Below are 24,916 nucleotides of genomic sequence, written 5' to 3' on the forward strand. Positions count from 1 at the left end.
CGTACTGATGGCGCCGGGTGCTCAGGGGCCGGTGGTGCCCGTCGTGCCGTCCGTCGCGCCCCCGTCGGTGCCGCCGACCGTGGTGCCCGCGTCCGTGCCGCCGTCGGCCGGGTCCGTCGGCAGGGACGGAGTGGTCTGCGGGTCCGTCGGCTCCTGCGTGGTCGGCTGGTCCGTCGGCTGGTCGGTCGGGTCGGACGGGGCGGTGTCGGACGGGGCCTGCGTCGGGATGTCCGTCGGCGACGACCAGCCCGAACCGCCGTCCGTGCCCGAACTGTCGTCCGTGGTCGTGTCCGTGGGCTGGTCGGTGTTCTCGTGGGTCGGCGAATCGGAGGGCTTGTCGTCCTTCGTGGTCTGCGAGTGGCTCGGCGGCGGCGTGGTGGCGGGGCCGGAACCGTCGCCGGTGTTCTTCAGCGCCAGCGCGACGCCCGCGACGATCGCGACCACCGCGAGGACGGCGAGGATCCACAGCTTGCCGCGACCGCTGCCCCTGTTGCCGTGCCCCTCGAAGCCGCCGTCGTCGCCGTTTCCGTACCCGGCGGGCAGGATCGGCTGCGGGATCTGCGTGGTGCCGGAGCCGAAGTCACCCGGGTGCTGCATCGCGGTCGTCCGGGCGAAGCCGCCGGGCGGGGTGACACGGCCGTCGTGCATGTCCACCGGCCCGGTGTTCCAGGTGCCGGTGTGGCCGCCCTGCTCGTACAGCATCTGCAGGCTGTACTGGATCAGGCCGCGCATCTCCTCGGCCGTCTGGAACCGGTCGTCCGGCTCCTTGGCCAGCGAGCGCATGACCAGGCCGTCCAGCTCCGGCGGGCTGGCCTCGGCGACCTCGGAGGGCGGCACCGGGATGTCCTGGACGTGCTGGTAGACCACCGACAGCGGCGTCTCACCGGTGAACGGGGGCCTGAGTGTGAGGAGTTCGTACAGCAGACAGCCGGTGGCGTACAGGTCGGAGCGGTGGTCGACGGCCTTGCCGAGCGCCTGCTCCGGGGAGAGGTACTGAGGGGTGCCCATGACCATGCCGGTCTGCGTCATGGTCGACTGCGCGCCGTGCAGGGCGCGGGCGATGCCGAAGTCCATCACCTTGACGGCGCCGTTGTTGGTGATGATGACGTTGGCCGGCTTGATGTCACGGTGCACGATGCCGTGCTGGTGCGAGTAGGCGAGCGCCTCCAGCACGCCGGAGACGATGATCAGGGCCTGCTCGGGGCCCGGCGCCTCGGCGTTGATCAGCAGGTCGCGGATGGTGCGGCCCTCGACCAGCTCCATCACGATGTACGGCACGGAGTGGCCGCCCACGACGTCCTCGCCGGAGTCGTACACGGCGACGATCGCGTGGTGGTTGAGACCGGCGACCGACTGGGCCTCGCGCGTGAAGCGGGCCTTGGAGACCGGGTCCTCGGCGAGGTCCGCGCGAAGCAGCTTGACGGCGACCGTGCGGCCCAGACGGACGTCCTCGGCGGCGAAGACCTCGGCCATGCCGCCCCGGCCCAGGCGGTGGGTCAGCCGGTAGCGGCCGTCACCGACGAGCCCTCCGTTGCCCCACAACTCCGGCGCGTCCGACATGCCGCCGCCAGACGCCTCGGGGTCGGACGGGCCCTGGGCGCTGTGCGTCTGTGCCATCTGTCCTCGCCGTCGTTTCTGCCCGCGGTGCGCGCGGTGTTGTCACGGTCTCCGTCGGCCACGCTACAGCCTTCACGGGAACCTCCGGCCCGGAACCGGCACCGGGGGCCGGCCCGCGACGGACCGGCCATGAAACCTCCCACACGTGCTGTCGTGCAAATTCTGTGTACCGGGCGTACGACTGCGGTAACGCTTCCGCGACGCTTCCTTCGCGTACGGTCACGGAACGGGCACCGAGCTTGACGTGTCACTGCCCTGGGGCAGACTTGGCCGGGAATGACACATTCGATCAAGGCATGTTCGCCAGGCGACGGCGCCGGACGGTCAGTGGGGGACGCGGAGAGATGAGCCAGGACGGCGCGCAGGACCGGTATGCGGGGCGATCGGTGGCCGGCGGCCGCTACCAGCTGCGTGACCTGCTCGGTGAAGGCGGTATGGCCTCGGTGCACCTGGCGTACGACTCCGTGCTGGACCGCCAGGTCGCGATCAAGACGCTCCACACCGAGCTGGGCCGGGAGCAGGCCTTCCGTGAGCGGTTCCGCCGCGAGGCGCAGGCCGTGGCCAAACTCACGCACACCAACATCGTCTCGGTCTTCGACACGGGCGAGGACGATCTGGACGGCATGACGACGCCGTACATCGTCATGGAGTACATCGAGGGCCGCCCGCTGGGCTCCGTCCTGGACGAGGACGTCCGCCACTACGGCGCGATGCCCGCAGACAAGGCCCTGAAGGTCACCGCGGACGTGCTCGCCGCGCTGGAGATCAGCCACGAGATGGGGCTGGTCCACCGCGACATCAAGCCGGGCAACGTGATGATGACCAAGCGCGGCGTGGTCAAGGTGATGGACTTCGGCATCGCGCGTGCCATGCAGTCCGGCGTCACCTCGATGACCCAGACCGGCATGGTCGTCGGCACCCCGCAGTACCTCTCGCCCGAGCAGGCGCTGGGCCGCGGCGTGGACGCGCGCTCCGACCTGTACTCGGTCGGCATCATGCTGTTCCAGCTGGTCACCGGCAGGCTGCCGTTCGAGGCGGACTCGCCGCTCGCGATCGCGTACGCGCACGTGCAGGAGGAGCCGGTGACGGCGTCCTCCGTCAACCGCTCGCTGCCGCCCGCCGTGGACGCGCTGATCGCCCGCGCGCTGAAGAAGAACCCGAACGAGCGCTTCCCGACCGCCGAGTCCATGCGCGACGAGTGCCTGCGCGTGGCCGCCTCCTTCCAGGCGGCGGCGCCGAGCATCGTGCCGGGCACGGGTTTGACGCAGAGCGGCGCGGGCGTGGGTGCCGCGGTGTTCCCGCCGGTCGGCCAGCCGACCCCGGCGCCCGGCGGCCCGGTGCAGATGCCGTACCAGCCGACTCCGGCGCCGGGCCCGTACGGCACCCCGCCGCCGGCCAACCCCGGCCCGGCCCAGACCCCGGCCCCCTCCTACGGCTATCCGCAGCAGGGCGGCTACCAGACCCCGGCGGTCGGGTACGGGCAGCACGGGTCCTCGACCCCGCCGCCCTACAACCTCACGCCCCAGACCACGACGCAGTCCTCCGGCGGGGGCGGTGGCAAGAACAACAAACCGGTGATCATCGGCTCGATCGTGGTGTCCCTCGTCGCGGTCGCCGGCCTGATCGTCGCACTGACGCTGAACGGCGGGAGCGAGGACGACAAGGGCGGCGGTGGCACCAGCCCCTCGGCGACGAGCCCCGCGGCGGGCCACCGGGGCCCGGACACCACGAAGACGATCGACAAGACCGAGTGCACGGAGCCCTCGGAGTCGTACAACGACCCGGAAAAGGTCCAGCTCCCGGACTTCCGCTTCAAGTACTTCAAGTCCGTCAAGGAGTGTGCCGCGGCCGCCGGCTGGCAGGTGACGACGGTGAAGGTCGACGAGAACACCTACGGTGAGGGCGCGGTCATCGACCAGTTCCCGAAGCCCGACACGGACGTCGACCCGAAGAAGGTCGAGATCCAGCTCAATGTGTCGACGGGCGACCCGTCGTAACGGCGGACAGCGCGGGACCGCGGGAGAGCGGCGGGGAACCCAGCGGGAAAAACGGCATACGGAAGGGCCCGGCGGACGACCGCCGGGCCCTCTGTTTTTTGGGGCCAGGGGCTACAGGTACGGGCCGCCCGACCGGCCGCCCGCGTGCGGCTCGTCGCCGTCGTGGGACATGCCCGGCGGGAGCGCGCGGCGCATCTGCTCCAGCTGGGCCCGCGCGGCCATCTGCTGGGCGAACAGCGTGGTCTGGATCCCGTGGAAGAGTCCCTCCAGCCAGCCCACCAACTGGGCCTGCGCGATACGTAGTTCCGCGTCGCTCGGGGTGACGTCGTCCATGAAGGGCAGGGAGAGCCGCTCCAGCTCCTCGACCAGCTCCGGCGCCAGGCCGTCCTCCAGCTCCTTCACGGAGCTGCGGTGGATCTCCTTGAGCCGGGCCCGGCTCGCCTCGTCCAGGGGGGCCGCACGCACCTCCTCCAGGAGCTGCTTGATCATGCTGCCGATCCGCATGACCTTGGCAGGCTGTTCGACCTGGTCCGTCACCGGGATCTCGCGGGGCTCCTCGCCACCACCGCCGCCGAGGGCCATTCCGTCCTGGCCCACGACGAGGATCTGGGGATTCTCCGGCGACCGTTCGTTCCTCGGCATCTCCATGCCGCCATTCTCTCGCACCGGTCCACCTCACCACCGGGGCGCCCCCCGGAACCGGCGATCACGACCGTGGCGGCCGCCCGGTACCGCCGATCACCACCGTGCAGACCTGTCGGCGTAGACCTGTCGGCCCAATCCAAAATGCCTGACCTGTTCGGAAATGTGAGGCTTGATTCCGTCGATTTTCCGTCGGTCACGGCAACTGGGCTCCGGGAGGTCACCGACGTGACTCCATGGCTGCGACACACGCTCCGCCTCGTGCGGCTGCTGCTCGTCCTCGTGGCGAGCGCGCCCGCGTACGGCTCGGCCACCGCGTACGGCGCCGAGGCGGCCCCGCCGGGCTCACCCGCGTCCTCGGCCCGGACGTCCGCCTCGCCCTCGTCGTCGTCCGCCCCTCCCCGTTCCTCTTCCTCCGCCTCGGCGTCTTCCGGAACCTCGGCGTCTTCCGGGGCCGCCGACGTCTCGGCGTCCGCCTCCGCCGGTGTCCCGGTCCGCGGCGCCGCCGACGTCTCCGCGTCCGCCTCGCCCCCCGAGCCGTCACGGGCCGGCAGCCGGCCGGGCGAGGGCCGGATGCGGCCGGGGCGGCCGGACGGGCCGGCCGCCGAGGAGGAGGGCTCCGACACCGCGACGGCGTCCGAGACCGCCGACCCCGAGGACAACTACGCGGACGAACCGGAGACTGTGGACAGCCGGGCCGCGACGCCGGCGGCCTCCGACACGCCCCGCGAAGCCGGACTGGCCCCCGTGCGGACCTCGCCGCCGGCGGCCGGGACCGCCGTCCACCAGGGCGAGGCCCCCGCCGAGCCGACGCCGCACATCCTGCCGCTCGGCAGCGGACTGGTCCTCATCGGGCTGGGCCTGGCCCTGGCGTTCGTGGGCCTGCGGGTACGGCGGAGCTGACCCACAGCGCCGGGAACCCGCTACGGCGCGACGAGGAGCACCTTCCCGATGTGCCCGCTCTCCTCCAGCACCCGGTGCGCCTGGGCCGCGTCCGTCATGGGCAGCTCGCGGTCGACGACCGTACGGATGTGACCCGAGGCGATCAGCGGCCACACGTGCTCGCGTACGGCCGCCACGATGGCCGCCTTCTCGCTCAGCGGCCGGGCCCGCAGCGAGGTCGCGCTGATGGCGGCCCGCTTGTTCAGCAGGGCGGCGATGTTCAGTTCGGCCTTGACGCCGCCCTGCATGCCGATGATCGCGAGACGTCCGTTGACCGCGAGGGCCTGGACGTTGCGGTCCAGGTACTTGGCGCCCATGTTGTCGAGGATGACGTCGGCGCCCGCGCCGTCCGTCGCCCGCTCGATCTCGGCGACGAAGTCCTGCTCGCGGTAGTTGATGAGCACGTCCGCGCCCAGCTCGGCGCAGAAGTCCAGCTTCTCCTTGTTCCCGGCCGTCACCGCGACCCGGGCGCCGATCGCCTTGGCCAGCTGGATCGCCATCGTGCCGATGCCGCTGGAGCCGCCGTGCACGAGCAGCAGCTCGCCGGGGCGCAGGTGGGCGACCATGAAGACGTTGGACCAGACCGTGCAGACCACCTCGGGCAGCGCGGCCGCCTGCTTCAGGTCGACGCTCTCGGGAACGGGCAGCAACTGCCCGGCCGGGACGGCCACCTTCTGCGCGTAACCGCCGCCCGCGAGGAGTGCGCACACCTCGTCGCCGACGGCCCAGCCGGAGACCCCGGGGCCGAGGGCCACGATCCGGCCGGAGCACTCCAGGCCGGGGTACGGGGACGCGCCGGGCGGCGGGGTGTAGAAGCCCTGCCGTTGCAGGAGATCGGCACGGTTGACGGCACTGGCCACCACCTCGACCAGTACCTCGCCCTCGCCGGGCACCGGGTCGGGCACCTCGGCCCACACCAGCGCCTCGGGACCGCCAGGTTCGGGAATCGTGATCGCATGCATGGCGACGACGCTACTCCTGGCGGATGCCCGCCCCGGGGGAGACCCGCTCAGTCGTGCGACATCGGGCGGGTCTGGGGGGTGACCCGCGCGCCGGGCGTCGCACGCACGATGGTGATCAGGCGGTCCGTCAGCTGGAGGGTGCCGATGGACGGGTCGTCGTAACCGAGGACCCGGTGTCCGCGTACGACGCTCACCACGAGGTCGTCCGTCTCGCGCGGCTTCTTGCCGACCTCGGCCCGCACCACCGGGCGATCCATGATGTCCAGGCCGCTGCCCTGCTGGATCAGGTCCTCCATGACCATGCCGGCGGCGGGGCTGAGCACGGACAGTCCGAGCAGCCGGCCAGCCGCGCCGGAGCTGGTGATGACCGCGTCGGCGCCGGACTGCTTGAGCAGAGGGGCGTTCTCCTCCTCGCGCACGGCGGCCACGATCTTCGCGCTCCGGTTGAGCTGGCGGGCTGTCAGGGTGACGAGGACGGCGGTGTCGTCGCGCTGCGGCGCGACGATGATCTGGCGTGCCCTCTGCACCTCGGCGCGCCTGAGGACGTCGCTGCGGGTGGCGTCGCCCACGACGCCCGCGTAGCCCTCGGCGTTCGCCGCCTCGATCGCCTTGGAGCTGGGGTCGACCACGACGACCAGCTCCTTCTTCAGCCCGGTCGCACAGACGGTCTGGATGGCCGACCGTCCCTTCGTGCCGAAGCCGATGACCACGGTGTGGTCGCGCACGGTGGACCTCCAGCGGTTAAGGCGCCATTCCTCCCGGGTGCGTTCGGTGAGGACCTCGAGCGTGGTGCCGACCAGGATGATCAGGAACAGCACGCGCAGCGGGGTGATGACGAAGATGTTGGTGAGCCGGGCGCTGTCGCTGACCGGCGTGATGTCGCCGTATCCGGTGGTGGAGAGGGTGACGGTCGCGTAGTAGAACGCGTCGAGCAGGTCGAGGGAGTTGTCCGCGTTGTCGTGGTAGCCGTCGCGGTCGGCGTAGACGACGAACGCGGTGGCCACCAGCACCAGCAGGGCCATGAGGACGCGTTTGGCGACCTGCCGGATCGGGCGGTCGACCACCTTCCTCGGGAGTCTCACCCGATGGGTCACCAGATCGTCGCCCGTCTGGCGGGCTATGACGTCATGTCCGGGAAGTTTCACGTGAAACACACCCCGATTCCCGCGCTCGCCCAGGGCAGGTCGAGCAGTTCGGTCTCCTCCCCCTGCCGGGCCCCGCCCGGCGGTACGACGGCCAGCGCGTCGGCGGCGGCGATCCCGCGCAGCATGGCCGGGCCGTTGTAGTGCAGCGGCACGGCGCGGTCCCCGCGCAGCACGACGGGGACGAGCCGGGTGTCGTACGGATGCCCGTGCACCTCCTCCGTCAGCCGCAGCGTGTACGGCTCGGGGGCGGGGCGGGCGGCGAGGGTGCGCAGCAGCGGTTCGGCGAGCGTGACCAGGCCGGAGACTGCCGCGAGGGGGTTGCCGGGGAGGCCGACGAGGTGCTGGTTCTCCTTCGTGCGGGCCAGCAGCATGGGGTGGCCGGGGCGCACCTCGACGCCGTCGACGAGGAGTTCGGCGCCGATGCGGTCCAGGGTGGGGTGCACGTGGTCGACCGGTCCGGCCGCGGTGCCGCCGGTGGTGACGATCAGGTCGGCACGTGAGGTGGTGAGCGCCTTGTGCAGGGCCTTGGCGTCGTCCCCGAGCCGGCGTACGGCGACGACGTCGGCGCCGAGGGCGCGCAGCCAGGGCGGCAGCATGGGGCCGAGCGCGTCCCGGATCAGGCCGTCGCGCGGGATTCCCTCGGTGAGCAACTCGTCGCCGAGAACGAGGACTTCGACGCGGGGGCGGGGAACGGTGCCGAGCGTGTCGTAGCCGGCCGCCGCGGCGAGGCCCAGGACGGCGGGGGTGACCAGGGTGCCGACGGGCAGCAACTGGTCGCCGCTGCGGCATTCCTGGCCGCGCGGGCGGATGTCCTGGCCGTGACTCGTCTCCCGGGTGGGGTGGAGCCTGCCCTGGGCGTCCGTGCGGCCGTGCTCGGTGCGCAGCACGGCGGTGGTGTCTGCGGGGATGCGGGCGCCGGTCGCGATGCGGACCGCCTCACCGTCGGTGAGCGGCTCGGGCCGGGCGTGTCCGGCGAGCACGCCCTCGTCCCGTACCTGCCAGGGGCCGGGCCCGGCGACGGCCCAGCCGTCCATCGCGGAGGTGTCGAAGGACGGCAGGTCGCTGAGCGCGTCCAGGGGCGCGGCGAGGACCAGGCCCAGGGCGTCGGCGAGAGGGACGGAGACGGGCGCGTGATGGCTCGCTCCGTGGGCGGACCGGACGGACCGGGCGGCCTGGGCCGCGACCTCACGGGCTCGGGGCCAGGGGGTGGCCCGGTGCCGCTCGTGTCGCTGCGCGGTGTGCGAGCCCGGGTGCTCGCCCTGCGGGGCGGGGGCGGGCCGGTGGCCGGCGCGGTCGTCCCCGGGCTCCCGTACGAGCGCCAGGGCCTCCTCGACGTCGAGGTCGTCGAGGTCGTCACGGTCCTCGGCGGGCTTCCCGGCCCGGGTGCCGGGGGCGGTCATCCGGCGTCCGGGGCGGAGCCGCCCCCCTTGTTCTCTTCCCGGTTCTCTTCCTCCCAGCGCCGCGCCAGCTCGGTCACCTTGCGGGCGGCGTCGGCGACGGCCTCGGGGCCGCCCTTGCCCTGGGCGGCGGCGTACCCGACGAGGAAGGTGGTGAGCGGGGCGGCGGGCCGGGCCACGCCGTGCGCGACGTCGCGGGCGACGTCGAGCAGGACGTGGGTGTCGACGTCCAGGTCGATACCCAGCTCGTTCTTGACGGTGGTGATCCATTCATCCAGCACGTGCCCATGCTCCCTGATGCGTGCCCGGGCGCGGGAGATGTCCTCCCAGGTGTCGCAGTCGAAGGACGCGACGGGGTCCTCGACGCGGGTGAGGCGCAGGAAGGCGGTGAGCCGGCGCAGGGGAAGGCCGGTGAGGCCGCCCTGGGCCGTGGAGAGACCGGCGAGCGCCCGGCGCAGTGCGGCGGTGCGGTAGGCGGCCACGAGCGGCTGGTCGCGGCCGTCGGCGTCGGTGAGCAGCGCGCCGTCGGCGCCGGTGTCCCGCAGGGAGGTCAACAGCCTTCGCAGCGTGGCTTCTTCGAGGAACGGCAGGTCGGCGGAGAGGACGACGGCGTGCTCGGCCCTGGTGAGCCGCAGGCCGGCGTCCAGCGCGGCGACCGGTCCGGCGCCGGGCGGCTCCTCGCGCGCCCAGCGCACCGGACGGACGGTGGGGCGCCGGTCGGCCACGACGACGGTCGTGGCCGCGCCTTCGCAGGCGGCGAGCACCCGGTCGAGCAGGGCGCGCCCACCGACCTGGACACCGGGCTTGTCGGCACCGCCGAGCCGCCGCGCGCCACCACCGGCGAGCACGACGGCGTCGTACGGGCCGGTGGGTCCGGGGGCCGCGGGTTCGTGGGCCGCGGGTTCGTGGGCAGTCACCCCCCGAGTATGTCCTGCCGCCTCCTGCTTGCAGACCTCGCGTGGGTCACCTTGCGGATCTCTCGTGGGTCACTTTGCGGATCTCTCGTGGGTCACAGGGTGCGCAACAGGACCGCCGGTTGTTCCACGCAGTCCGCCACGTACCGCAGGAAACCGCCCGCCGTGCCGCCGTCGCACACCCGGTGGTCGAAGGTGAGCGAGAGCTGCACGACCTGGCGCACGGCCAGCTCGCCCTCGTGCACCCAGGGTTTGGGGACGATGCGGCCGACGCCGACCATGGCCGCTTCGGGGTGGTTGATGATCGGGGTGGAGCCGTCGACGCCGAAGACTCCGTAGTTGTTCAACGTGAAGGTGCCGCCGGTGAGTTCCCCGGGGGTGAGGGTTCCGCCGCGGGCTGCCTCGGTGAGCCGGGCGAACTCGGCGGTCAGCGCCTCGGCATCGCGCGCGTGGGCGTCCCGGACGACCGGCACGACCAGCCCGCGCTCGGTCTGCGCGGCGAACCCGAGGTGCACCTGGTCGAGTCGGACGATCTCGCGGGCCTCGGTGTCGACGTAGGAGTTCAGCTCGGGGTACCGGGCGAGGGCCGCGGTGCAGATGCGGGCGAGCAGCGCCAGGAGGGAGATCTTCGGTCCTCCGGCGGCGTTCATGGCGGCCCGCGCGCGCATGAGTTCGGTCGCGTCGGCGTCGACCCAGCAGGTCGCGTCGGGGATCTCGCGCCGGCTGCGGGAGAGCTTGTCGGCGACGGCGCCCCGGACCCCCTTGAGCGGGGTGCGGATGCCGTCGCGGACGGGACCGGACGAGGGGCGGGAGGCCGGTGCCTCCGAGACCGGGGCGGCGGCGGGGGCCGAGACCGTGGGGGCCGGGGCGGCCCGGGTGAGCAGGGCGGATTCGACGTCGGAGCGCAGGATGAGCCCCTCGGGGCCCGAACCGGCCACCTGCCGCAGGTCGAGTCCGTTGTCCCGGGCGAGCCTGCGGACCAGCGGGGAGATCACGGCGACCGGTCCCTCGGCGAGCACGCGCGCGGGGGCGGGCTCGGGCACGCGCTCGGGCAACCGCTCCGGGACGGACGGTGCCGGAGCGGGCTCTTTCGCCGTCCCGCCCGCGGCCGTCGTCCCGTTGGCGGTGGCCGTCGTCCGCACCCGGCGGCGGCGTGCCGCGGGCGCCTGAGTGCCGTAGCCGACGAGGACGTTGCCCGATCCCTCGGTCTGCGCCGCGGGGTCCTCGGAGCCCACGGCGACCGTCAGCAGCGGGGCGCCGACGGGCAGTTCCGTGCCCTCCTCGCCGAAACGGGCGGTGACCACGCCGCCGTAGGGGCAGGGGACCTCGACCATCGCCTTGGCCGTCTCGACCTCGACGACCGGCTGGTCGACGGCGACGACGTCGCCGACCTGCACCAGCCAGCGGACGATCTCCGCCTCAGTGAGGCCTTCGCCGAGGTCGGGAAGCTTGAACTCCAGCACCTGTGCCATCAGCCCTCGGCCTCCCACTGCAGGCGGGCCACGGCGTCCAGGATGCGGTCGACGCCGGGCAGGTGGTGCCGCTCCAGCATGGGCGGCGGGTAGGGGATGTCGAAGCCGGCCACGCGCAGAACCGGCGCCTCCAGGTGGTGGAAGCAGCGTTCGGTGATGCGGGCCGCAATCTCTCCGCCCGGGCCACCGAACCCGGTCGACTCGTGCACGACCACCGCGCGTCCGGTGCGCCGTACGGCGGCGCAGACCGTCTCGTCGTCGAACGGCACCAGGGAGCGCAGGTCGACGACCTCCAGGTCCCAGCCCTCCGCGCGGGCGGCCTCGGCGGCATCCAGGCAGACCGGCAGGGACGGGCCGTAGGTGATGAGCGTGGCGCTGCGCCCCGCGCGGCGGACCACCGCCCGGCCGATGGGTTCGACCTCGGTCGGCTGCTCGGGGTTCCACGAGTCCTTGGACCAGTACAGGCGCTTGGGCTCCAGGAAGACGACGGGGTCGTCGGAGGCGATGGCCCGGCGCAGCAGTCCGTAGGCGTCGGCGACGGTCGCGGGGGTGACGACGTGCAGGCCCGGCGTGGCCATGTAGTAGGCCTCGGAGGAGTCGCTGTGGTGCTCGACGCCGCCGATGCCGCCGCCGTAGGGGACGCGGACGGTGATCGGCAGCGGCATCCGGCCGCGGGTGCGGTTGCGCATCCGCGAGACATGGCTGATCAGCTGCTCGAACGCCGGGTAGGCGAACGCGTCGAACTGCATCTCCACCACCGGCCGCATGCCGTACATGGCCATGCCGACGGCGGTGCCGAGAATGCCCGCCTCGGCCAGCGGGGTGTCGGTGCAACGATCCTCGCCGAACTCCTTGGCGAGCCCGTCGGTGACCCGGAAGACACCGCCGAGGGTGCCGACGTCCTCACCCATGACGTGCACGGTCGGGTCGGCGGCCATGGCGTCGCGCATCGCGCGCGTGAGGGCCTGCGCCATGGTGGCCGGCTTGACGGCGACGGTGGTCATCGCGGGTCGCCTTCCTGGTCGTGCCGCTCGTCCTGTTCCGCTTCCAGCTCGGCGCGCAGCAGGGCGCGCTGCTCGCGCAGTTGCGCGGTGGTCTCGGCGTAGACGTGGTCGAAGAGGTCCATCGGGTCGAGCTCGGGGTCCTGGTTCATGCGCTCACGCAGGTCGGCGGCCATCGCCTCGGCGTCCTGCCGGACGGCTTCGATTCGGGCCTCGTCCAGCAGGCCGCGCGCGGTGAGTTCGCGCTCCAGCAGCTGGATGGGGTCGTGTGCGCGCCAGGCCTCGACCTCGGCGTCGCCGCGGTAGCGGGTGGCGTCGTCGGCGTTGGTGTGGGCCTCGATGCGGTAGGTCACGGCCTCGACCAGGGTCGGGCCGCCGCCCGCGCGCGCGTGCCGTACGGCGTCGCCGAGGACCTCGTGCACGGCGGCCGCGTCGTTGCCGTCGACCAGCCGGCCCGGCATGCCGTAGCCGACGGCCTTGTGGGCCAGGGAGGGCGCGGCGGTCTGCTTGGCGAGCGGGACGGAGATGGCGAAGCCGTTGTTCTGCACCAGGAAGACCACCGGTGCCTGCCAGACGGCGGCGAAGTTCAGGGCCTCGTGGAAGTCGCCCTCGCTGGTGCCGCCGTCGCCGACCATGGCGAGCGCGACGACGTCGTCGCCCTTAAGGCGGGCGGCGTGGGCGAGGCCGACGGCGTGCGGGAGCTGGGTGGCCAGCGGGGTGCTGAGGGGGGCGACCCGGTGGGCGTACGGGTCGTAGCCGCTGTGCCAGTCGCCGCGCAGCAGGGTGAGGGCCTCGACGGGGTCCACGCCCCGGGCGACGACGGCGAGGGTGTCGCGGTAGCTCGGGAAGAGCCAGTCGCGCTCCTCGAGGACGAGGGCGGCGGCGACCTCGCAGGCCTCCTGGCCGGTGCTGGAGGGGTAGACGGCGAGGCGGCCCTGCTTGGTCAGCGCGGTGGCCTGGGTGTTGTAGCGGCGGCCCGTGACCAGCTGGGCGTGGAGCCGGCGCAGCAGGTCCGGGTCCGCCTTGCCGGCCGCCTCGGTGCCGAGGACGCGGTAGGGCTCGGCGTCGGGCAGCAGCGGCGCGGGGTCCATACGGGGCTGCCAGGCGGGCGGCGGCGATGGCCGGTACGCGCCCCGCTGCTCCATGACCGTCATGACGGCACCTCCTCGTGGGAGTGGCTACGGGAGGCGCGTCGGCTGTGACCCGCCTCACCTACCGATTGTTCGGTCGTCGGCACATTTTGGCTACAGGCCCCACCAGGCTGTGGACAAACGGTTCTCCACAGCCTGGAATGAACGCAGGACGTCCACGACGGAAGAGCGGGGGGACATGTCACCTGAACAAATGGTCCACGGGCCGGACGAGGGGACCGTGCCGCCGGCCGCGCGCCCGCTGGACGCCATCGATCAGGACATCCTGAAAATCCTGCAGGCGGACGGCCGCGCCTCGATACGGTCCGTCGCCGAACGCGTCCACGTCTCCCGCGCCAACGCCTACGCGCGGATCAACCGGCTGGTCGAGGACGGGGTGATCCGGGGGTTCAGCGCCCGTGTCGACCACGAGCGGGCGGGGCACGGCACGTCGGCGTACATCACGCTGAAGATCGTCCAGAACACCTGGCGCACGGTCCGCGAGCAGCTCAGGCAGCTGCCCGGCGCCTCGCACATCGCCCTGGTGGGCGGCGACTTCGACGTCCTGCTCCTGGTGCACACGCCCGACAACCGGGCGCTGCGCGAGCTGGTGCTCACCCGGCTCCAGGCGATCCCCGAGGTGCTCAGCACGCGCACGCTGCTGGTTTTCGAGGAGGAGGATCTGGAACCGGAGACCTGACCCGGCCGCCGGCTCGGCGGCCGGCCCGGCGTCGTGGGGGTCCTGGGAGTCCGGTGGGGGGGCGGTCCTCAGTCCTGCCGGAGGCCGGAGAAGACCAGCCGGACCACCGCGTCGGCCACCTCACGGCCGCTGGCGCCGCGCGCCTCGGGCCGGTACCACTCCACGAGGGAATTGATCATCCCGAAGACCAGCCGGGTCGCCAGGCGCACCTCGACGTCCCCGCGGACGTCGCCGTCGGCGGCGGCGGCCTTCAGCAGCTCGGCGACCCGGTGGTCGAAGTCGCGGCGCCGCTCCAGGGCCCACCGCTCGGTCTCGGTGTTGCCGCGCACGCGCAGCAGCAGCGTCACGTAGGGCAGCTCGGATATGAGCACCTCGACCATGCGGCGCACGACGTGCTCCAGCCGGTCGACGGGCCGCCCCACGCGCGCGTGCTCCTCCTCGAGGATCGCGAACAGGCCGTCCAGCGCCCGGCTGACGGCGCGGCGCAGGAGTTCCTCCTTGCCGCTCACGTGGTGGTAGATGGACGACTTGGAGATGCCGGCCGCCTTGGAGAGGTGCTCCATGGAGGTGCCGTCGTAGCCGCGCTCGTTGAAGACCTGGACGGCGACGGAGAGCAGCGTCTCGGGGGTGTACGTGTCGCGCCTGGCGGTGGTCATGAGGCGGCCTCCCGCTTGTCGGTTGCGTACGCGTGACGGTAGAGCGCGAGGGACGGCGCGTACCGGCCGGAGGGCTCGCGCAGGTGCAGGTCGTCCAGGAGGTCGTAGGCGAAGCCGCGGCCGAGCCTGCGGCTCCACTCGAAGGGCCCGAGCGGGTAGTTGACCCCGAGGCGCATCGCGGTGTCGATGTCCTCCTCGGTGGCCACGCCCTTGGCCACGGCGTCGTGCGCGAGGTCGATGATCCGGGCGACCGTACGGGCGACGATCATGCCGGGGACGTCGCCGATGACGCTGACGTCCTTGCCGAGCGCCTGGAAGAGGCCGATGGCCTCGGTGAGAGTTCCCGGCGAGGTGTCCTGGGAGGCGGACAGCGCGATGCGGGTGGCCTTGCGGTAGTCGAGGGCGAGGTCGAAGTAGACGACGTCGCGGAACTCCACGGAGGTCTGGCCGTCGGCGAGCGCGAGCTGGCCGCCGCCGGGCAGCACCAGGCGGGTGCCGTGGTCCTCTTCCTCCTCGTGGACCTGGATGCCCGCCTCGCGGATCAGCGCGACCAGCTCGGAGGCGGGGCCGAGGTCGCCCTCGACGGTGACCCGCGCGGGCGGCTGCGCCTTCTCCGCGGTGTGCGGCTCGGCGCTCTCGGCGTCCTCGGCGTAGTCGTACCAGCCGTGCCCGCTCTTACGGCCGAGCCTGCCCGACTCGACCAGTCGGCGCTGGGCCAGCGAGGGGGTGAAGCGGACGTCCTGGAAGAAGGACTGCCACACCGAGTGGGTGACGGACTCGTTGACGTCCTGGCCGATGAGGTCGGTCAGCTCGAAGGCGCCCATCCGGAAGCCGCCCGACTCGCGCAGGACCGCGTCGATGGTGGCCGGTTCGGCGGCCTGGGACTCGTAGACGGCGAAGGCCTCGGCGTAGAAGGGCCGGGCGATGCGGTTGACGATGAAGCCGGGGGTGTCCGCGCAGGCCACCGGGGTCTTGCCCCAGGCACGGGCGGTCTCGTACGCGCGCGTGGCCGACGTGACGTCGGTGGCGAACCCGGAGACGACCTCGACCAGCGGCAGCAGCGGGGCCGGGTTGAAGAAGTGCAGGCCCACGAAGCGGCTGGGGTCGGCGAGGGCGCCGCCGATGGCCGTCACCGACAGGGACGAGGTGTTGGTGGCGAGCAGGCAGTCGCCGGCGACGATCTCCTCCAGGTCCCGCAGGAGCGCCTGCTTGGCGTCCAGCCGCTCCAGGACGGCCTCCACGACCAGTCCGCAGTCGGCGAGGTCGGCGAGGCTGCCGGCGGGCGTGAGCCGGGCGCGGGCCGCGTCCCGGTCGGCCGCGTCGAGGCGGCCCTTGGCGACGAGCCGGTCGAGACGGGCGCCGATCGCCTCGGCGGCCTCCTGGGCGCGTCCGGGTACGGCGTCGTAGAGCCGCACGGGGTGGCCGGCCATCAGCGCGACCTGGGCGATCCCCTGGCCCATGGTGCCGGTGCCGACGACGGCCACGGGGCTGCTGACGTGGAGTGCTGTCATGTCCGCGATCCTCCCGCACGACGTTTTCCACAGATGCGGCGGACCCCCTTGTCCCGACCGATCGTTCGGTTACTCTAGCTCTGACTGGCTGTTCCCGCTGTGTTTCTGCCCAGGTCCTGAACTCGACGAAGAGTTCTCCAGACGAGGAGTTGGTCCTGCATGGCCGCCCAACCGACCCCCCACGAGCTGATCGCGAAGCACCGGCCCACGCTCGACCAGGCCCTGGAAGCGATCCGCACGCGCGCGTACTGGTCCCCCCACCCCGAACACCCCAAGGCGTACGGCGAACACGGCAGCCTGGACGCCGGGGCCGGCAAGGCCGCCTTCGACGCCGTCCTGGGCACCCGCCTCGACCTCGGGCAGCCCGGCACCGACGACTGGGTGGGCGGCGAGGTCTCGCCGTACGGCATCGAGCTGGGCGTGACCTACCCGCACGCGGACGTGGACGTGCTGCTGCCGGCGATGCAGGCGGGACAGCGCGCCTGGCGCGACGCGGGCCCGAAGGCCCGCGCGGCGGTCTGCCTGGAGATCCTCAAGCGGATCAGCGACCGCACCCACGAGTTCGCGCACGCGGTCATGCACACCAGCGGACAGGCCTTCATGATGGCGTTCCAGGCGGGCGGCCCGCACGCCCAGGACCGCGGCCTGGAAGCGGTGGCGTACGCGTACGCGGAGCAGGTGCGCACGCCTCAGGCGGCGGAGTGGACCAAGCCGCAGGGCAAGCGCGACCCTCTGGTGCTGACCAAGGAGTTCACGCCGGTCCCGCGCGGCATCGGCCTGGTCATCGGCTGCAACACGTTCCCGACCTGGAACGGCTTCCCGGGCCTGTTCGCCTCCCTGGCCACCGGCAACGCGGTCCTGGTCAAGCCGCACCCGCGGGCGGTGCTGCCGCTCGCGCTGACCGTGCAGATCGCCCGGGAGGTGCTCGCCGAGGCCGGTTTCGACCCGAACCTGGTCGCGCTGGCCGCCGAGCGCCCCGGCGAGGGCATCGCCAAGACGCTCGCCACCCGCCCCGAGATCCGCATCATCGACTACACCGGCTCCACGTCCTTCGGCGACTGGCTGGAGGCCAACGCCCGCCAGGCGCAGGTCTACACGGAGAAGGCCGGCGTCAACACGGTCGTCGTGGAGTCGACCGGCGACTACAAGGGCATGCTGTCCAACCTGGCGTTCTCGCTGTCCCTGTACAGCGGCCAGATGTGCACCACCCCGCAGAACCTGCTGATCCCCCGCGAGGGCATCCGCACCGACGAGGGCCCCAAGACCTTCGACGAGGTGGTCTCCGACCTCGCCCGCGCCGTGGACGGCCTGCTCGGCGACGACGCCCGCGCGAACGCCCTGCTGGGCGCGATCGTCAACCCGGACGTGAAGGCCCGCCTGGAGGCGGCGGCCGGCCTCGGCGAGGTCGCCCTCGCCTCCCGCGAGATCACCAACCCGGAGTTCCCGGGCGCGGTCGTGCGCACCCCCGTCGTCGTCAAGCTGGACGGCGCCAAGCCGGACGCCGAGGCCGCGTACATGAGCGAGTGCTTCGGCCCCGTCTCCTTCGCCGTCGCCCTCGACTCGGCGGCCGACGCGGTGGAGCTGCTGCGCCGCACGGTCCGCGAGAAGGGCGCGATGACGGTCGGCGCGTACACCACCGACCCGGAGGTCGCCCGCGCCATCGAGGAGGTGTGCCTCGAGGAGGCCGCGCAGCTCTCGTTCAACCTGACCGGCGGGGTGTACGTGAACCAGACGGCCGCCTTCTCCGACTTCCACGGCTCGGGCGGCAACCCGGCGGCGAACGCGGCCCTCACCGACGGCGCGTTCGTGGCCAACCGCTTCCGGGTCATCGAGGTCCGCCGCGGGGCGTAGCCCGGCTCAGGAGGGCGAGCCCTGGGCCGCACTCCAGTGGTACAGCGTCATGGCGACGCTGGTGGCCAGGTTGTAGCTGGAGACCTGGGGGCGCATCGGCAGCCGCAGCAGGTGATCGGCTCGGGCGCGCAGCTGCGGCGACAGGCCGCTGCGCTCCGAGCCGAAGGCCAGCACGGCGTCGTCGGGGAGCCCGACGCCACGGATGTCGTCACCCTCCGGGTCGAGCGCGAACAGCGGCCCGGAGGGCAGCTCCTCGACGCCGAGCCGCTCCACCGCTGTCGCGAAGTGCAGTCCCGCACCGCCGCGCACCACGGTGGGGTGCCAGGGGTCGAGGGAGCCCGTGGTGACCACACCGGTCGCGCCGAAACCGGCGGCCAGCCGGATCACGGCGCCCGCGTTGCCGAGGTTGCGCGGGTTGTCGAGGACCACGACCGGCGCGGTGCGCGGCATGTGCGCCAGGGCCCGGAGATTGGCCTCGCGGGACGGCCGTACGGCCAGCGCCGCCACCCCGGTCGGGTGGGGGCGCGGCACGAGCGAGGCGTACGTCTGCGTCGGCACCTCCGTCAGCAGCGCCTCCAGCGTGTCCCTGACGTCCCCGGCCAGTTCCTCGGCGAGAGCGAGCGTGGCCGGCCGGTCGGTGGTGAGAGCCACCGGCACCTGCGCCCCGAAGCGCAGCGCGTGCTTGAGGGCGTGGAAGCCGTCGAGCAGTACGGCCGCGCCGGCATGCTCCCGCCAGCGGATCACGGGGTCGGTCATGCCGTGAACCCTACGCGCCCCGGCTCGGTCTCCTCCGAGTCCTGCGGGGCACGCGGCGACGGCAGCGCGAGGTCCGCGTCGCCGCGCCGGACCAGCCGCCCGCGCGCGCGTGCCGCCCAGCCGCCGAGCAGCAGCAGGAAGGACGTCGGCAGGAACACCGAGTCCGCCGCGATCATCGCCAGCGAGAAGAAGGGCAGCCCGAGGACGACCGCGATCACGGCGTGCTCGGTCATCATCAGCACCAGCAGGACGTTCTTGACCCGCCGGTTGAACAGCGTGAAGGGGAAGGCGACCTGCACCATGACCGTCCCGTAGGCGACGATCATCATGATCGTGCCGCTGGCGGACATCAGATCGGCGAGGGCGGGCCAGGGCGAGAAGTAGTCCAGGTGGAGCGGGTAGTAGACGGCGGTGCCGTCCTGCCAGCGCGAGCCCTGGATCTTGTACCAGCCGGCCGTGGCGTAGATCAGACACGCTTCGGCCATGATCACGACCAGTGCGCCGTTGTGCACCACGTTGGCGATCACGTCCAGCAGGATCCGCGGCTGCGACGACTTCGCCCAGCGCCCGACGGCCCACCACAGGCCGAGTGCCGCCCACACCGTCCACAGCAGCACCGGCACCAGCAGCCCGTTGCCGACCCTGCCGGCCAGCGTCACCGCGAGGAGCGTCGAACCGGACACGGCCCACAGCACCGGACCCAGCCGGTCGGCGGGAACCCGCTCCCCACGCGCGCGTGCCGCCTCTTCCCGGGCCGCCCGCCGCGCGTCCAGCGACCACACCTGTGCGCAGCGCGTGAACACCAGGTAGAGGGACATCAGGTGCAGGACGTTGTCGCCGCCGTCGCCGATGAAGACGCTGCGGTTCTGCAGCGACAGCACCCCGACCATGAACAGCACCGAGGCCGTGCGGGTGCGCCAGCCGAGCAGCAGGGCCGCACTGGCGAGGATCGCCAGCACGTAGAAGACCTCGAACCACAGGTGCCCGCGGAACCACATCAGCGCAGTGAAGGCGTGGTTGTCGTCGACCAGCAGCCGGGCGAGTGACCAGCTCCAGGGGCCGTCGGGACCGTACAGCTCCTGGCGGTGCGTGAACTCGCGCAGCAGGAACAGCAGCCAGGTCGCGGCGAAGCCGATACGGATCACGGCGGTCTGGTAGGGGCCCAGCGCCGCTTCGGTGACGCGGGCGATGCCACGCGAGAGCTTCAGGGAGGTCCGGCTCACCGCACACCTCCCGCGGCCTCGTCGGCGCTCACCGTCCACCAGGGCAGCAGACGGTAGACGGGCTTGTCGGAGATCTTCTCCCGGCTCCACGCGGGCGGCTGCACGTTGGTGGTGCTGGAGCGGACCTGTACGCGCTCGATGACGCCCGCCCGGCTGGTCGTGTCGTACCGGTACAGGCGCATCACGACGATCCGGCGCACGTACTGCTCGGAGAGCGCGCCGCGCATGCCCACGGGACGGTTGTCGGCGCCGTGCGTCGCTGCGAGGAAGTCCCAGGCGCGGCGCACCTCGTTCTGCTGGGTGTGGCTGGGCACGAGGTTGCCGTCGATCGCCGCGCCGTCCTGCGCGGACAGGTCGACCCAGCCGGTGGTGCGCAGGTCGCCGTCCTTCGTCCGCACCTGGGCGCGTGCCTGGACGGCGATGTTCTGCTGGAGCGGGTTCGGGGCGAACAGCTTCCAGTTCTGCTCGAACTCCGGGTACACCCACTCCTCGACGGCCTTGCCGTGCTGCTTGGTCACCGTGTTCGGCGGCGCGACGCTCAGGAACACCATGGCCAGGTGCACACAGGTGGTGACCGCGACGAGCCCGAGGGCCACGGCCGCGACGACCTGGTAGCGGGGGGAGAGGGCGGCGACGCCGGTGCGGGGCGACGGGGCGGGGGGCGGCGGCTCGGACGAAGGCGGCTGCCCGGAAGAAGGCGACGGCTCGGAAGGATAAGCGGCAGCAGGGGCGCCGCCGGGTCCGTCGAGGTCGTCGAAGACTCGACGGACAGGACCCTCCCGGTGCTCGGGATCCTCCGGGAGCAGCGCTCCGCCCTGCTCCGACGCCTCCCGGCGACGTGCCCCGACCTGCTCCGACGTCTCCCGGCCACGTGCCCCGGCCTGCTCGGGAAGCTCCGGGCGGCGCACCCCGGTCGACCCGTCGGGCCCGGGTGGGGCCTGCGAGTCCTCGTCGTACGCGTCCATCCGCCCCGTCCCCCGCTTCCGCTCGGTGGTCCCACCGGCGCCACAGACGCCGCATCCGTCACGAGCGCCACTCCTCCGCGCTCGCACGGAACGGTACTCAGCACCGGCCGTCCGGCGCAGCCCCGGGTACGACCCCGGACAGTGGCCCTCGCCACGCCGCGCCGCCCGTCCCACGGTTTTCCACAGGCGGTTCGCACCGGTTGTCCACAGCGGTTGACACCCGCAGCGCCCCGGCACACCATTGATGACGCACGAACCGAACGATCGGTCGGGACCGTGCTCAAGGAGAGCCCGAGGTCAGGGGGACCGCATGGCCACAGCAGCCGCGCACCGCACGGCCGGTACACCGGCGGACGGCGCACCCGGCACCGCCGGCGACACGGCGGCCCACCAGCACGCCTTCGACACGGCCGTCGCCGCCGAAGAACGCATCGAACCGCGCGACTGGATGCCGGACGCCTACCGCGCGACCCTGGTCCGGCAGATCGCCCAGCACGCCCACTCCGAGATCATCGGCATGCAGCCCGAGGCCAACTGGATCACCCGCGCACCCAGCCTGCGCCGCAAGGCGATCCTCATGGCCAAGGTCCAGGACGAGGCCGGCCACGGTCTGTACCTGTACAGCGCCGCCGAAACCCTCGGCACCAGCCGCGCCGAACTGCTCGACAAGCTGCACAGCGGCCGCCAGAAGTACTCCTCGATCTTCAACTACCCCACGCTGACCTGGGCCGACGTCGGCGCGATCGGCTGGCTGGTGGACGGCGCCGCGATCACCAACCAGGTCCCCCTGTGCCGCTGCTCCTACGGCCCCTACGCACGCGCGATGGTGCGGATCTGCAAGGAAGAGTCCTTCCACCAGCGCCAGGGCTACGAACTGCTGCTCACCCTCGGCAAGGGCACCCCCGAGCAGCACGCGATGGCCCAGGACGCGGTGGACCGCTGGTGGTGGCCCTCGCTGATGATGTTCGGCCCGCCCGACGACGAGTCCCAGCACTCCGCGCAGTCCATGGAGTGGAAGATCAAGCGCCACTCCAACGACGAGCTGCGCCAGCGCTTCGTCGACATCTGTGTCCCCCAGGCCGAGTCCCTCGGCCTCACCCTCCCCGACCCGGACCTGCGATGGAACGAGGAGCGGGGGCACTACGACTTCGGGGCGATCGACTGGACCGAGTTCTGGGACGTCCTCAAGGGCAACGGCCCCTGCAACGACCAGCGCATCACCCAGCGCAGGCGCGCACACGACGAGGGCGCGTGGGTACGGGAGGCGGCCGCCGCCCACGCCGCCAAGCACGCCGGGACCGCCCGTGGAACAGGAGAGACGCGAGCATGACGAACACCGACTGGCCCCTGTGGGAGGTCTTCGTGCGCTCCCGCCGCGGCCTCTCCCACACCCACGCCGGCAGCCTGCACGCGCCGGACGCCGAACTCGCCCTGCGCAACGCCCGCGACCTGTACACCCGGCGCGGCGAGGGTGTCTCGATCTGGGTCGTCCCCGCCACCGCGATCACCGCCTCCTCGCCCGACGAGAAGGACCCGTTCTTCGAGCCCTCCGCCGACAAGCCCTACCGGCACCCGACCTTCTACGAGATCCCGGAAGGGGTGAAGCACCTGTGACCGCCACCGTCCCCGTGACCGCCGCCCTCGCCCTCGGCGACGACGCCCTGGTGCTCTCCCACCGCCTGGGGGAGTGGGCCGGGCACGCCCCGGTCCTGGAGGAGGAGGTCGCCCTCGCCAACATCGCCCTCGACCTGCTCGGCCAGGCCCGCGTGCTGCTGTCCATGGCCGGCGACGAGGACGAACTGGCCTTCCTGCGCGAGGAGCGGGCCTTCCGCAACCTCCAGCTGGTCGAGCAGCCGAACGGCGACTTCGCCCACACCATCGCCCGCCAGCTGTACTTCTCCACCTACCAGCACCTGCTCTACGCCGAACTCACCACAGGCGACGGCCCGTTCGCCCCCCTGGCCGCGAAAGCCGTCAAGGAGGTCGCCTACCACCGCGACCACGCCGAGCAGTGGACCCTGCGGCTCGGCGACGGCACCGCCGTCAGCCAGGAGCGGATGCAGCGGGCCTGCGACGCGCTGTGGCGGTTCACCGGCGAGATGTTCCAGCCGGTGGACGGCGTGGACGCCGACTGGGCCACCATGGACGCCCGTTGGACACAGTCCGTGACGGACGTGCTCGGCCGGGCCACCCTGACCGTGCCCGAGGGCCCGCGCACCGGCGCCTGGTCGGCGGGCGCCGGCCGGCAGGGCCTGCACACCGAACCCTTCGGGCGGATGATCGCCGAGATGCAGCATCTGCACCGCAGCCACCCGGGGGCGTCATGGTGACGGCCACCGCCCTGGAGGCGGAGCTGCTGGAGCTGGCCGGTTCGGTACCCGACCCCGAACTGCCCGTGCTCACGCTCCACGAGCTGGGCGTCCTGCGCGCCGTGCACGTCAGCGGCGCCGACGCGGTCGAGGTCGATCTGACCCCGACCTACACCGGCTGCCCCGCCATCGAGGCGATGAGCCTGGACATCGAGCGGGTGCTGCGCGCCCACGGCATGCGCGAGGTCACCGTCCGCACGGTGCTCGCCCCCGCCTGGTCCACCGACGACATCACCGCCGAAGGCCGCCGCAAACTCCAGGAGTTCGGCATCGCTCCCCCGCGCGTGCGGCACGACTCCGGACCGGTCCCGCTGTCCCTGGGAGCGACCCGCACTCTCACGGACACCTTCGCCCCCGCCGAGGAGAGCGACCCCGTCCGCTGCCCGCACTGCGGATCCGCCGACACCGAACTGCTGAGCCGGTTCTCCTCCACCGCCTGCAAGGCACTGCGCCGCTGCCTGGCCTGCCGTGAACCCTTCGACCACTTCAAGGAGTTGTGATGGCACGCTTCCACCCGCTCCCGGTGGCCGCGGTCGACCGGCTCACCGACGACTCCGTCGCCCTCACCTTCGCCGTCCCGCCCGAGCTGCGCGAGGAGTACCGGCACGCACCCGGCCAGCACCTCGCCCTGCGCCGGCGCACGGACGGCGAGGAGATACGGCGCACGTACTCGATCTGCTCCCCGGCCCCCGACCCGGCGGGCGAGGGCCCGAACACCCTGCGCGTGGGCGTGCGACTGGTCGACGGCGGCGCCTTCTCCACCTACGCGCTCAAGGAGATCGCCGTCGGGGACGAGCTGGAGGTGATGACCCCGGCCGGCCGCTTCACCCTGGAACCGTCCCCGGGCCGGTACGCGGCCGTCGTCGGCGGCAGCGGCATCACCCCGGTGCTGTCCATCGCCGCCACCCTGCTGGCGCGGGAGCCGCAGGCCCGGTTCTGCCTGGTACGCAGCGACCGTACGGCCGCCTCGACGATGTTCCTGGAGGAGGTCGCCGACCTCAAGGACCGCTATCCCGAGCGGCTTCAGCTGATCACGGTGCTCTCCCGCGAGGAGCAGCAGGCGGGTCTGCCGTCCGGGCGGCTGGACCGCGAGCGGCTCATCGGACTCCTGCCGGCGCTGCTGCCGGTGGACCAGGTGGCCGGCTGGTTCCTGTGCGGGCCGTTCGGACTGGTGCAGGACGCCGAGAAGGCGCTGCGCGAGCTGGGTGTGGACCGCACCCGCATCCACCAGGAGATCTTCCATGTGGACGAGGGCGCGCCGAAGGTCACCACACCGGCGCCCGCGCACAGCACCGTCACCGCCCGGCTCGACGGACGCGGCGGCACCTGGCCGGTCCAGGACGGCGAGTCGCTGCTGGAGACGGTTCTGCGTAACCGCCCCGACGCGCCTTACGCCTGCAAGGGCGGCGTCTGCGGCACCTGCCGGGCCTTCCTGGTCTCCGGCGAGGTCCGCATGGACCGCAACTTCGCTCTGGAGACGGAGGAGACAGAGGCCGGGTACGTACTGGCGTGCCAGTCGCACCCGATGACGGAAAAGGTCGAGCTGGACTTCGACCGCTGAGGGGTGCCTCTGCAAGGGGGACGGGGAGGGGGGAGGGGGAGGGGGAGGGGGAGGGCCCTCGGACACAGAGTCCGAAATGGCGTCCCGCACTCCCTTGCCGTTCCC

The 24,916-nt window shown here is 72.5% G+C and carries 23 protein-coding genes; 9 read left to right on the plus strand and 14 right to left on the minus strand.

Annotation, left to right across the window (positions count from 1 at the left end):
• Nucleotides 1-21 precede the first annotated feature (21 nt).
• Nucleotides 22-1,617, minus strand: a complete 1,596-nt coding sequence (locus ACWD5D_RS06675) for a protein kinase domain-containing protein (RefSeq protein ID WP_451371705.1) — start codon at nucleotides 1,615-1,617, stop codon at nucleotides 22-24.
• Nucleotides 1,618-1,961: 344 nt separating this feature from the next.
• Between ACWD5D_RS06675 and ACWD5D_RS06680 the strand changes: the two genes are divergently transcribed.
• Nucleotides 1,962-3,614, plus strand: coding sequence for a protein kinase domain-containing protein (locus tag ACWD5D_RS06680; RefSeq protein ID WP_451371706.1), 1,653 nt, complete (start codon nucleotides 1,962-1,964; stop codon nucleotides 3,612-3,614).
• Between the two features lie 111 nt (nucleotides 3,615-3,725).
• Here ACWD5D_RS06680 and ACWD5D_RS06685 read toward each other — a convergent pair whose 3' ends face one another.
• Entirely contained in the window at nucleotides 3,726-4,262 is a 537-nt protein-coding gene (locus ACWD5D_RS06685; protein WP_451371707.1) for a bacterial proteasome activator family protein, read from the minus strand.
• A 222-nt stretch (nucleotides 4,263-4,484) separates the two neighbouring features.
• Between ACWD5D_RS06685 and ACWD5D_RS06690 the strand changes: the two genes are divergently transcribed.
• Nucleotides 4,485-5,159, plus strand: coding sequence for a hypothetical protein (locus ACWD5D_RS06690; RefSeq protein ID WP_451371708.1), 675 nt, complete (start codon nucleotides 4,485-4,487; stop codon nucleotides 5,157-5,159).
• Between the two features lie 20 nt (nucleotides 5,160-5,179).
• On the opposite strand, the gene ACWD5D_RS06695 is transcribed toward ACWD5D_RS06690, so the two are convergent.
• The 7 genes from ACWD5D_RS06695 to pdhA all read right to left on the minus strand — a co-directional run bounded on the left by ACWD5D_RS06695 (nucleotide 5,180) and on the right by pdhA (nucleotide 13,243).
• Complete coding sequence (locus ACWD5D_RS06695) at nucleotides 5,180-6,160, minus strand: NAD(P)H-quinone oxidoreductase (RefSeq protein WP_451371709.1); 981 nt, start codon at nucleotides 6,158-6,160, stop codon at nucleotides 5,180-5,182.
• A gap of 47 nt (nucleotides 6,161-6,207) precedes the next feature.
• Nucleotides 6,208-7,305, minus strand: coding sequence for a potassium channel family protein (locus ACWD5D_RS06700; protein ID WP_451371710.1), 1,098 nt, complete (start codon nucleotides 7,303-7,305; stop codon nucleotides 6,208-6,210).
• Complete coding sequence (locus tag ACWD5D_RS06705) at nucleotides 7,302-8,705, minus strand: molybdopterin molybdotransferase MoeA (RefSeq protein ID WP_451371711.1); 1,404 nt, start codon at nucleotides 8,703-8,705, stop codon at nucleotides 7,302-7,304. The genes ACWD5D_RS06700 and ACWD5D_RS06705 overlap by 4 nt, the downstream gene beginning before the upstream one ends.
• Complete coding sequence (locus tag ACWD5D_RS06710) at nucleotides 8,702-9,619, minus strand: NTP transferase domain-containing protein (RefSeq protein ID WP_451371712.1); 918 nt, start codon at nucleotides 9,617-9,619, stop codon at nucleotides 8,702-8,704. The genes ACWD5D_RS06705 and ACWD5D_RS06710 overlap by 4 nt, the downstream gene beginning before the upstream one ends.
• A gap of 92 nt (nucleotides 9,620-9,711) precedes the next feature.
• Nucleotides 9,712-11,088, minus strand: coding sequence for a dihydrolipoamide acetyltransferase family protein (locus ACWD5D_RS06715; protein ID WP_451371713.1), 1,377 nt, complete (start codon nucleotides 11,086-11,088; stop codon nucleotides 9,712-9,714).
• Nucleotides 11,088-12,092 (minus strand): alpha-ketoacid dehydrogenase subunit beta, encoded by a 1,005-nt coding sequence (locus tag ACWD5D_RS06720; protein WP_451371714.1) that lies wholly within the window; start codon nucleotides 12,090-12,092, stop codon nucleotides 11,088-11,090. The genes ACWD5D_RS06715 and ACWD5D_RS06720 overlap by 1 nt, the downstream gene beginning before the upstream one ends.
• Nucleotides 12,089-13,243, minus strand: coding sequence for a pyruvate dehydrogenase (acetyl-transferring) E1 component subunit alpha (pdhA, locus tag ACWD5D_RS06725; RefSeq protein ID WP_451371715.1), 1,155 nt, complete (start codon nucleotides 13,241-13,243; stop codon nucleotides 12,089-12,091). The genes ACWD5D_RS06720 and pdhA overlap by 4 nt, the downstream gene beginning before the upstream one ends.
• Nucleotides 13,244-13,418: 175 nt before the next feature.
• Between pdhA and ACWD5D_RS06730 the strand changes: the two genes are divergently transcribed.
• Nucleotides 13,419-13,919: an Lrp/AsnC family transcriptional regulator gene (locus ACWD5D_RS06730; RefSeq protein ID WP_451371716.1), complete on the plus strand. Its 501-nt coding sequence runs from the start codon at nucleotides 13,419-13,421 to the stop codon at nucleotides 13,917-13,919.
• 68 nt (nucleotides 13,920-13,987) lie between these two features.
• Here the strand turns inward: ACWD5D_RS06730 and ACWD5D_RS06735 are convergent, their stop codons facing one another.
• Together ACWD5D_RS06735 and ACWD5D_RS06740 are read right to left on the minus strand one after the other, a co-directional pair.
• Nucleotides 13,988-14,575: a TetR/AcrR family transcriptional regulator gene (locus ACWD5D_RS06735; protein WP_451371717.1), complete on the minus strand. Its 588-nt coding sequence runs from the start codon at nucleotides 14,573-14,575 to the stop codon at nucleotides 13,988-13,990.
• Nucleotides 14,572-16,086, minus strand: a complete 1,515-nt coding sequence (locus ACWD5D_RS06740) for a 3-hydroxyacyl-CoA dehydrogenase (protein WP_451371718.1) — start codon at nucleotides 16,084-16,086, stop codon at nucleotides 14,572-14,574. Before ACWD5D_RS06740 ends, ACWD5D_RS06735 begins: the two co-directional genes overlap by 4 nt.
• A gap of 159 nt (nucleotides 16,087-16,245) precedes the next feature.
• Between ACWD5D_RS06740 and paaN the strand changes: the two genes are divergently transcribed.
• Nucleotides 16,246-17,937, plus strand: coding sequence for a phenylacetic acid degradation protein PaaN (paaN, locus tag ACWD5D_RS06745; RefSeq protein ID WP_451371719.1), 1,692 nt, complete (start codon nucleotides 16,246-16,248; stop codon nucleotides 17,935-17,937).
• A gap of 6 nt (nucleotides 17,938-17,943) precedes the next feature.
• Here paaN and ACWD5D_RS06750 read toward each other — a convergent pair whose 3' ends face one another.
• Genes ACWD5D_RS06750 through ACWD5D_RS06760 form a run of 3 tightly spaced genes read right to left on the minus strand, consistent with a single transcriptional unit; the run spans nucleotide 17,944 to nucleotide 20,881 of the window.
• On the minus strand, nucleotides 17,944-18,693 hold the full coding sequence (locus ACWD5D_RS06750) for a TrmH family RNA methyltransferase (protein WP_451371720.1): 750 nt from the start codon (nucleotides 18,691-18,693) through the stop codon (nucleotides 17,944-17,946).
• Complete coding sequence (locus tag ACWD5D_RS06755; protein WP_451371721.1) at nucleotides 18,690-19,916, minus strand: HTTM domain-containing protein; 1,227 nt, start codon at nucleotides 19,914-19,916, stop codon at nucleotides 18,690-18,692. Before ACWD5D_RS06755 ends, ACWD5D_RS06750 begins: the two co-directional genes overlap by 4 nt.
• The gene (locus ACWD5D_RS06760; RefSeq protein WP_451371722.1) at nucleotides 19,913-20,881 is read right to left on the minus strand and encodes a DUF5819 family protein; all 969 of its coding nucleotides are present in this window, start codon (nucleotides 20,879-20,881) and stop codon (nucleotides 19,913-19,915) included. The genes ACWD5D_RS06755 and ACWD5D_RS06760 overlap by 4 nt, the downstream gene beginning before the upstream one ends.
• A 310-nt stretch (nucleotides 20,882-21,191) precedes the next feature.
• Here ACWD5D_RS06760 and paaA point away from each other — a divergent pair, with 310 nt between their 5' ends.
• The 5 genes from paaA to paaE are packed head-to-tail and all read left to right on the plus strand — an operon-like array spanning nucleotide 21,192 to nucleotide 24,811.
• Nucleotides 21,192-22,211, plus strand: coding sequence for a 1,2-phenylacetyl-CoA epoxidase subunit PaaA (paaA, locus tag ACWD5D_RS06765; RefSeq protein WP_451371723.1), 1,020 nt, complete (start codon nucleotides 21,192-21,194; stop codon nucleotides 22,209-22,211).
• Entirely contained in the window at nucleotides 22,208-22,495 is a 288-nt protein-coding gene (paaB, locus tag ACWD5D_RS06770; RefSeq protein WP_451371724.1) for a 1,2-phenylacetyl-CoA epoxidase subunit PaaB, read from the plus strand. The genes paaA and paaB overlap by 4 nt, the downstream gene beginning before the upstream one ends.
• On the plus strand, nucleotides 22,492-23,211 hold the full coding sequence (gene paaC, locus ACWD5D_RS06775; RefSeq protein WP_451371725.1) for a 1,2-phenylacetyl-CoA epoxidase subunit PaaC: 720 nt from the start codon (nucleotides 22,492-22,494) through the stop codon (nucleotides 23,209-23,211). Before paaB ends, paaC begins: the two co-directional genes overlap by 4 nt.
• On the plus strand, nucleotides 23,205-23,750 hold the full coding sequence (gene paaD / locus ACWD5D_RS06780) for a 1,2-phenylacetyl-CoA epoxidase subunit PaaD (RefSeq protein ID WP_451371726.1): 546 nt from the start codon (nucleotides 23,205-23,207) through the stop codon (nucleotides 23,748-23,750). Before paaC ends, paaD begins: the two co-directional genes overlap by 7 nt.
• A complete protein-coding gene (paaE, locus tag ACWD5D_RS06785) occupies nucleotides 23,750-24,811 on the plus strand; it encodes a 1,2-phenylacetyl-CoA epoxidase subunit PaaE (RefSeq protein ID WP_451371727.1) in 1,062 nt (353 codons plus the stop codon). Before paaD ends, paaE begins: the two co-directional genes overlap by 1 nt.
• The last annotated feature ends 105 nt before the right edge of the window (nucleotides 24,812-24,916 follow it).

The sequence above is a fragment of the Streptomyces sp. NPDC002520 genome (genome assembly GCF_053595235.1).

Excerpts from the sequence above, each read along its gene's own strand:
- ACWD5D_RS06760 (WP_451371722.1), bottom strand. The coding sequence starts at position 20,881 with ATGGACGCGTACGACGAGGACTCGCAGGCCCCACCCGGGCCCGACGGG.
- pdhA (WP_451371715.1), bottom strand. The coding sequence starts at position 13,243 with ATGACGGTCATGGAGCAGCGGGGCGCGTACCGGCCATCGCCGCCGCCC.
- paaA (WP_451371723.1), top strand. The coding sequence starts at position 21,192 with ATGGCCACAGCAGCCGCGCACCGCACGGCCGGTACACCGGCGGACGGC.
- ACWD5D_RS06705 (WP_451371711.1), bottom strand. The coding sequence starts at position 8,705 with ATGACCGCCCCCGGCACCCGGGCCGGGAAGCCCGCCGAGGACCGTGAC.
- ACWD5D_RS06740 (WP_451371718.1), bottom strand. The coding sequence starts at position 16,086 with ATGACAGCACTCCACGTCAGCAGCCCCGTGGCCGTCGTCGGCACCGGC.
- ACWD5D_RS06750 (WP_451371720.1), bottom strand. The coding sequence starts at position 18,693 with ATGACCGACCCCGTGATCCGCTGGCGGGAGCATGCCGGCGCGGCCGTA.
- ACWD5D_RS06715 (WP_451371713.1), bottom strand. The coding sequence starts at position 11,088 with ATGGCACAGGTGCTGGAGTTCAAGCTTCCCGACCTCGGCGAAGGCCTC.
- ACWD5D_RS06735 (WP_451371717.1), bottom strand. The coding sequence starts at position 14,575 with ATGACCACCGCCAGGCGCGACACGTACACCCCCGAGACGCTGCTCTCC.
- ACWD5D_RS06730 (WP_451371716.1), top strand. The coding sequence starts at position 13,419 with ATGTCACCTGAACAAATGGTCCACGGGCCGGACGAGGGGACCGTGCCG.
- ACWD5D_RS06675 (WP_451371705.1), bottom strand. The coding sequence starts at position 1,617 with ATGGCACAGACGCACAGCGCCCAGGGCCCGTCCGACCCCGAGGCGTCT.
- ACWD5D_RS06680 (WP_451371706.1), top strand. The coding sequence starts at position 1,962 with ATGAGCCAGGACGGCGCGCAGGACCGGTATGCGGGGCGATCGGTGGCC.
- paaD (WP_451371726.1), top strand. The coding sequence starts at position 23,205 with ATGGTGACGGCCACCGCCCTGGAGGCGGAGCTGCTGGAGCTGGCCGGT.
- ACWD5D_RS06720 (WP_451371714.1), bottom strand. The coding sequence starts at position 12,092 with ATGACCACCGTCGCCGTCAAGCCGGCCACCATGGCGCAGGCCCTCACG.
- ACWD5D_RS06695 (WP_451371709.1), bottom strand. The coding sequence starts at position 6,160 with ATGCATGCGATCACGATTCCCGAACCTGGCGGTCCCGAGGCGCTGGTG.
- paaB (WP_451371724.1), top strand. The coding sequence starts at position 22,208 with ATGACGAACACCGACTGGCCCCTGTGGGAGGTCTTCGTGCGCTCCCGC.
- paaN (WP_451371719.1), top strand. The coding sequence starts at position 16,246 with ATGGCCGCCCAACCGACCCCCCACGAGCTGATCGCGAAGCACCGGCCC.
- ACWD5D_RS06685 (WP_451371707.1), bottom strand. The coding sequence starts at position 4,262 with ATGGAGATGCCGAGGAACGAACGGTCGCCGGAGAATCCCCAGATCCTC.
- paaE (WP_451371727.1), top strand. The coding sequence starts at position 23,750 with ATGGCACGCTTCCACCCGCTCCCGGTGGCCGCGGTCGACCGGCTCACC.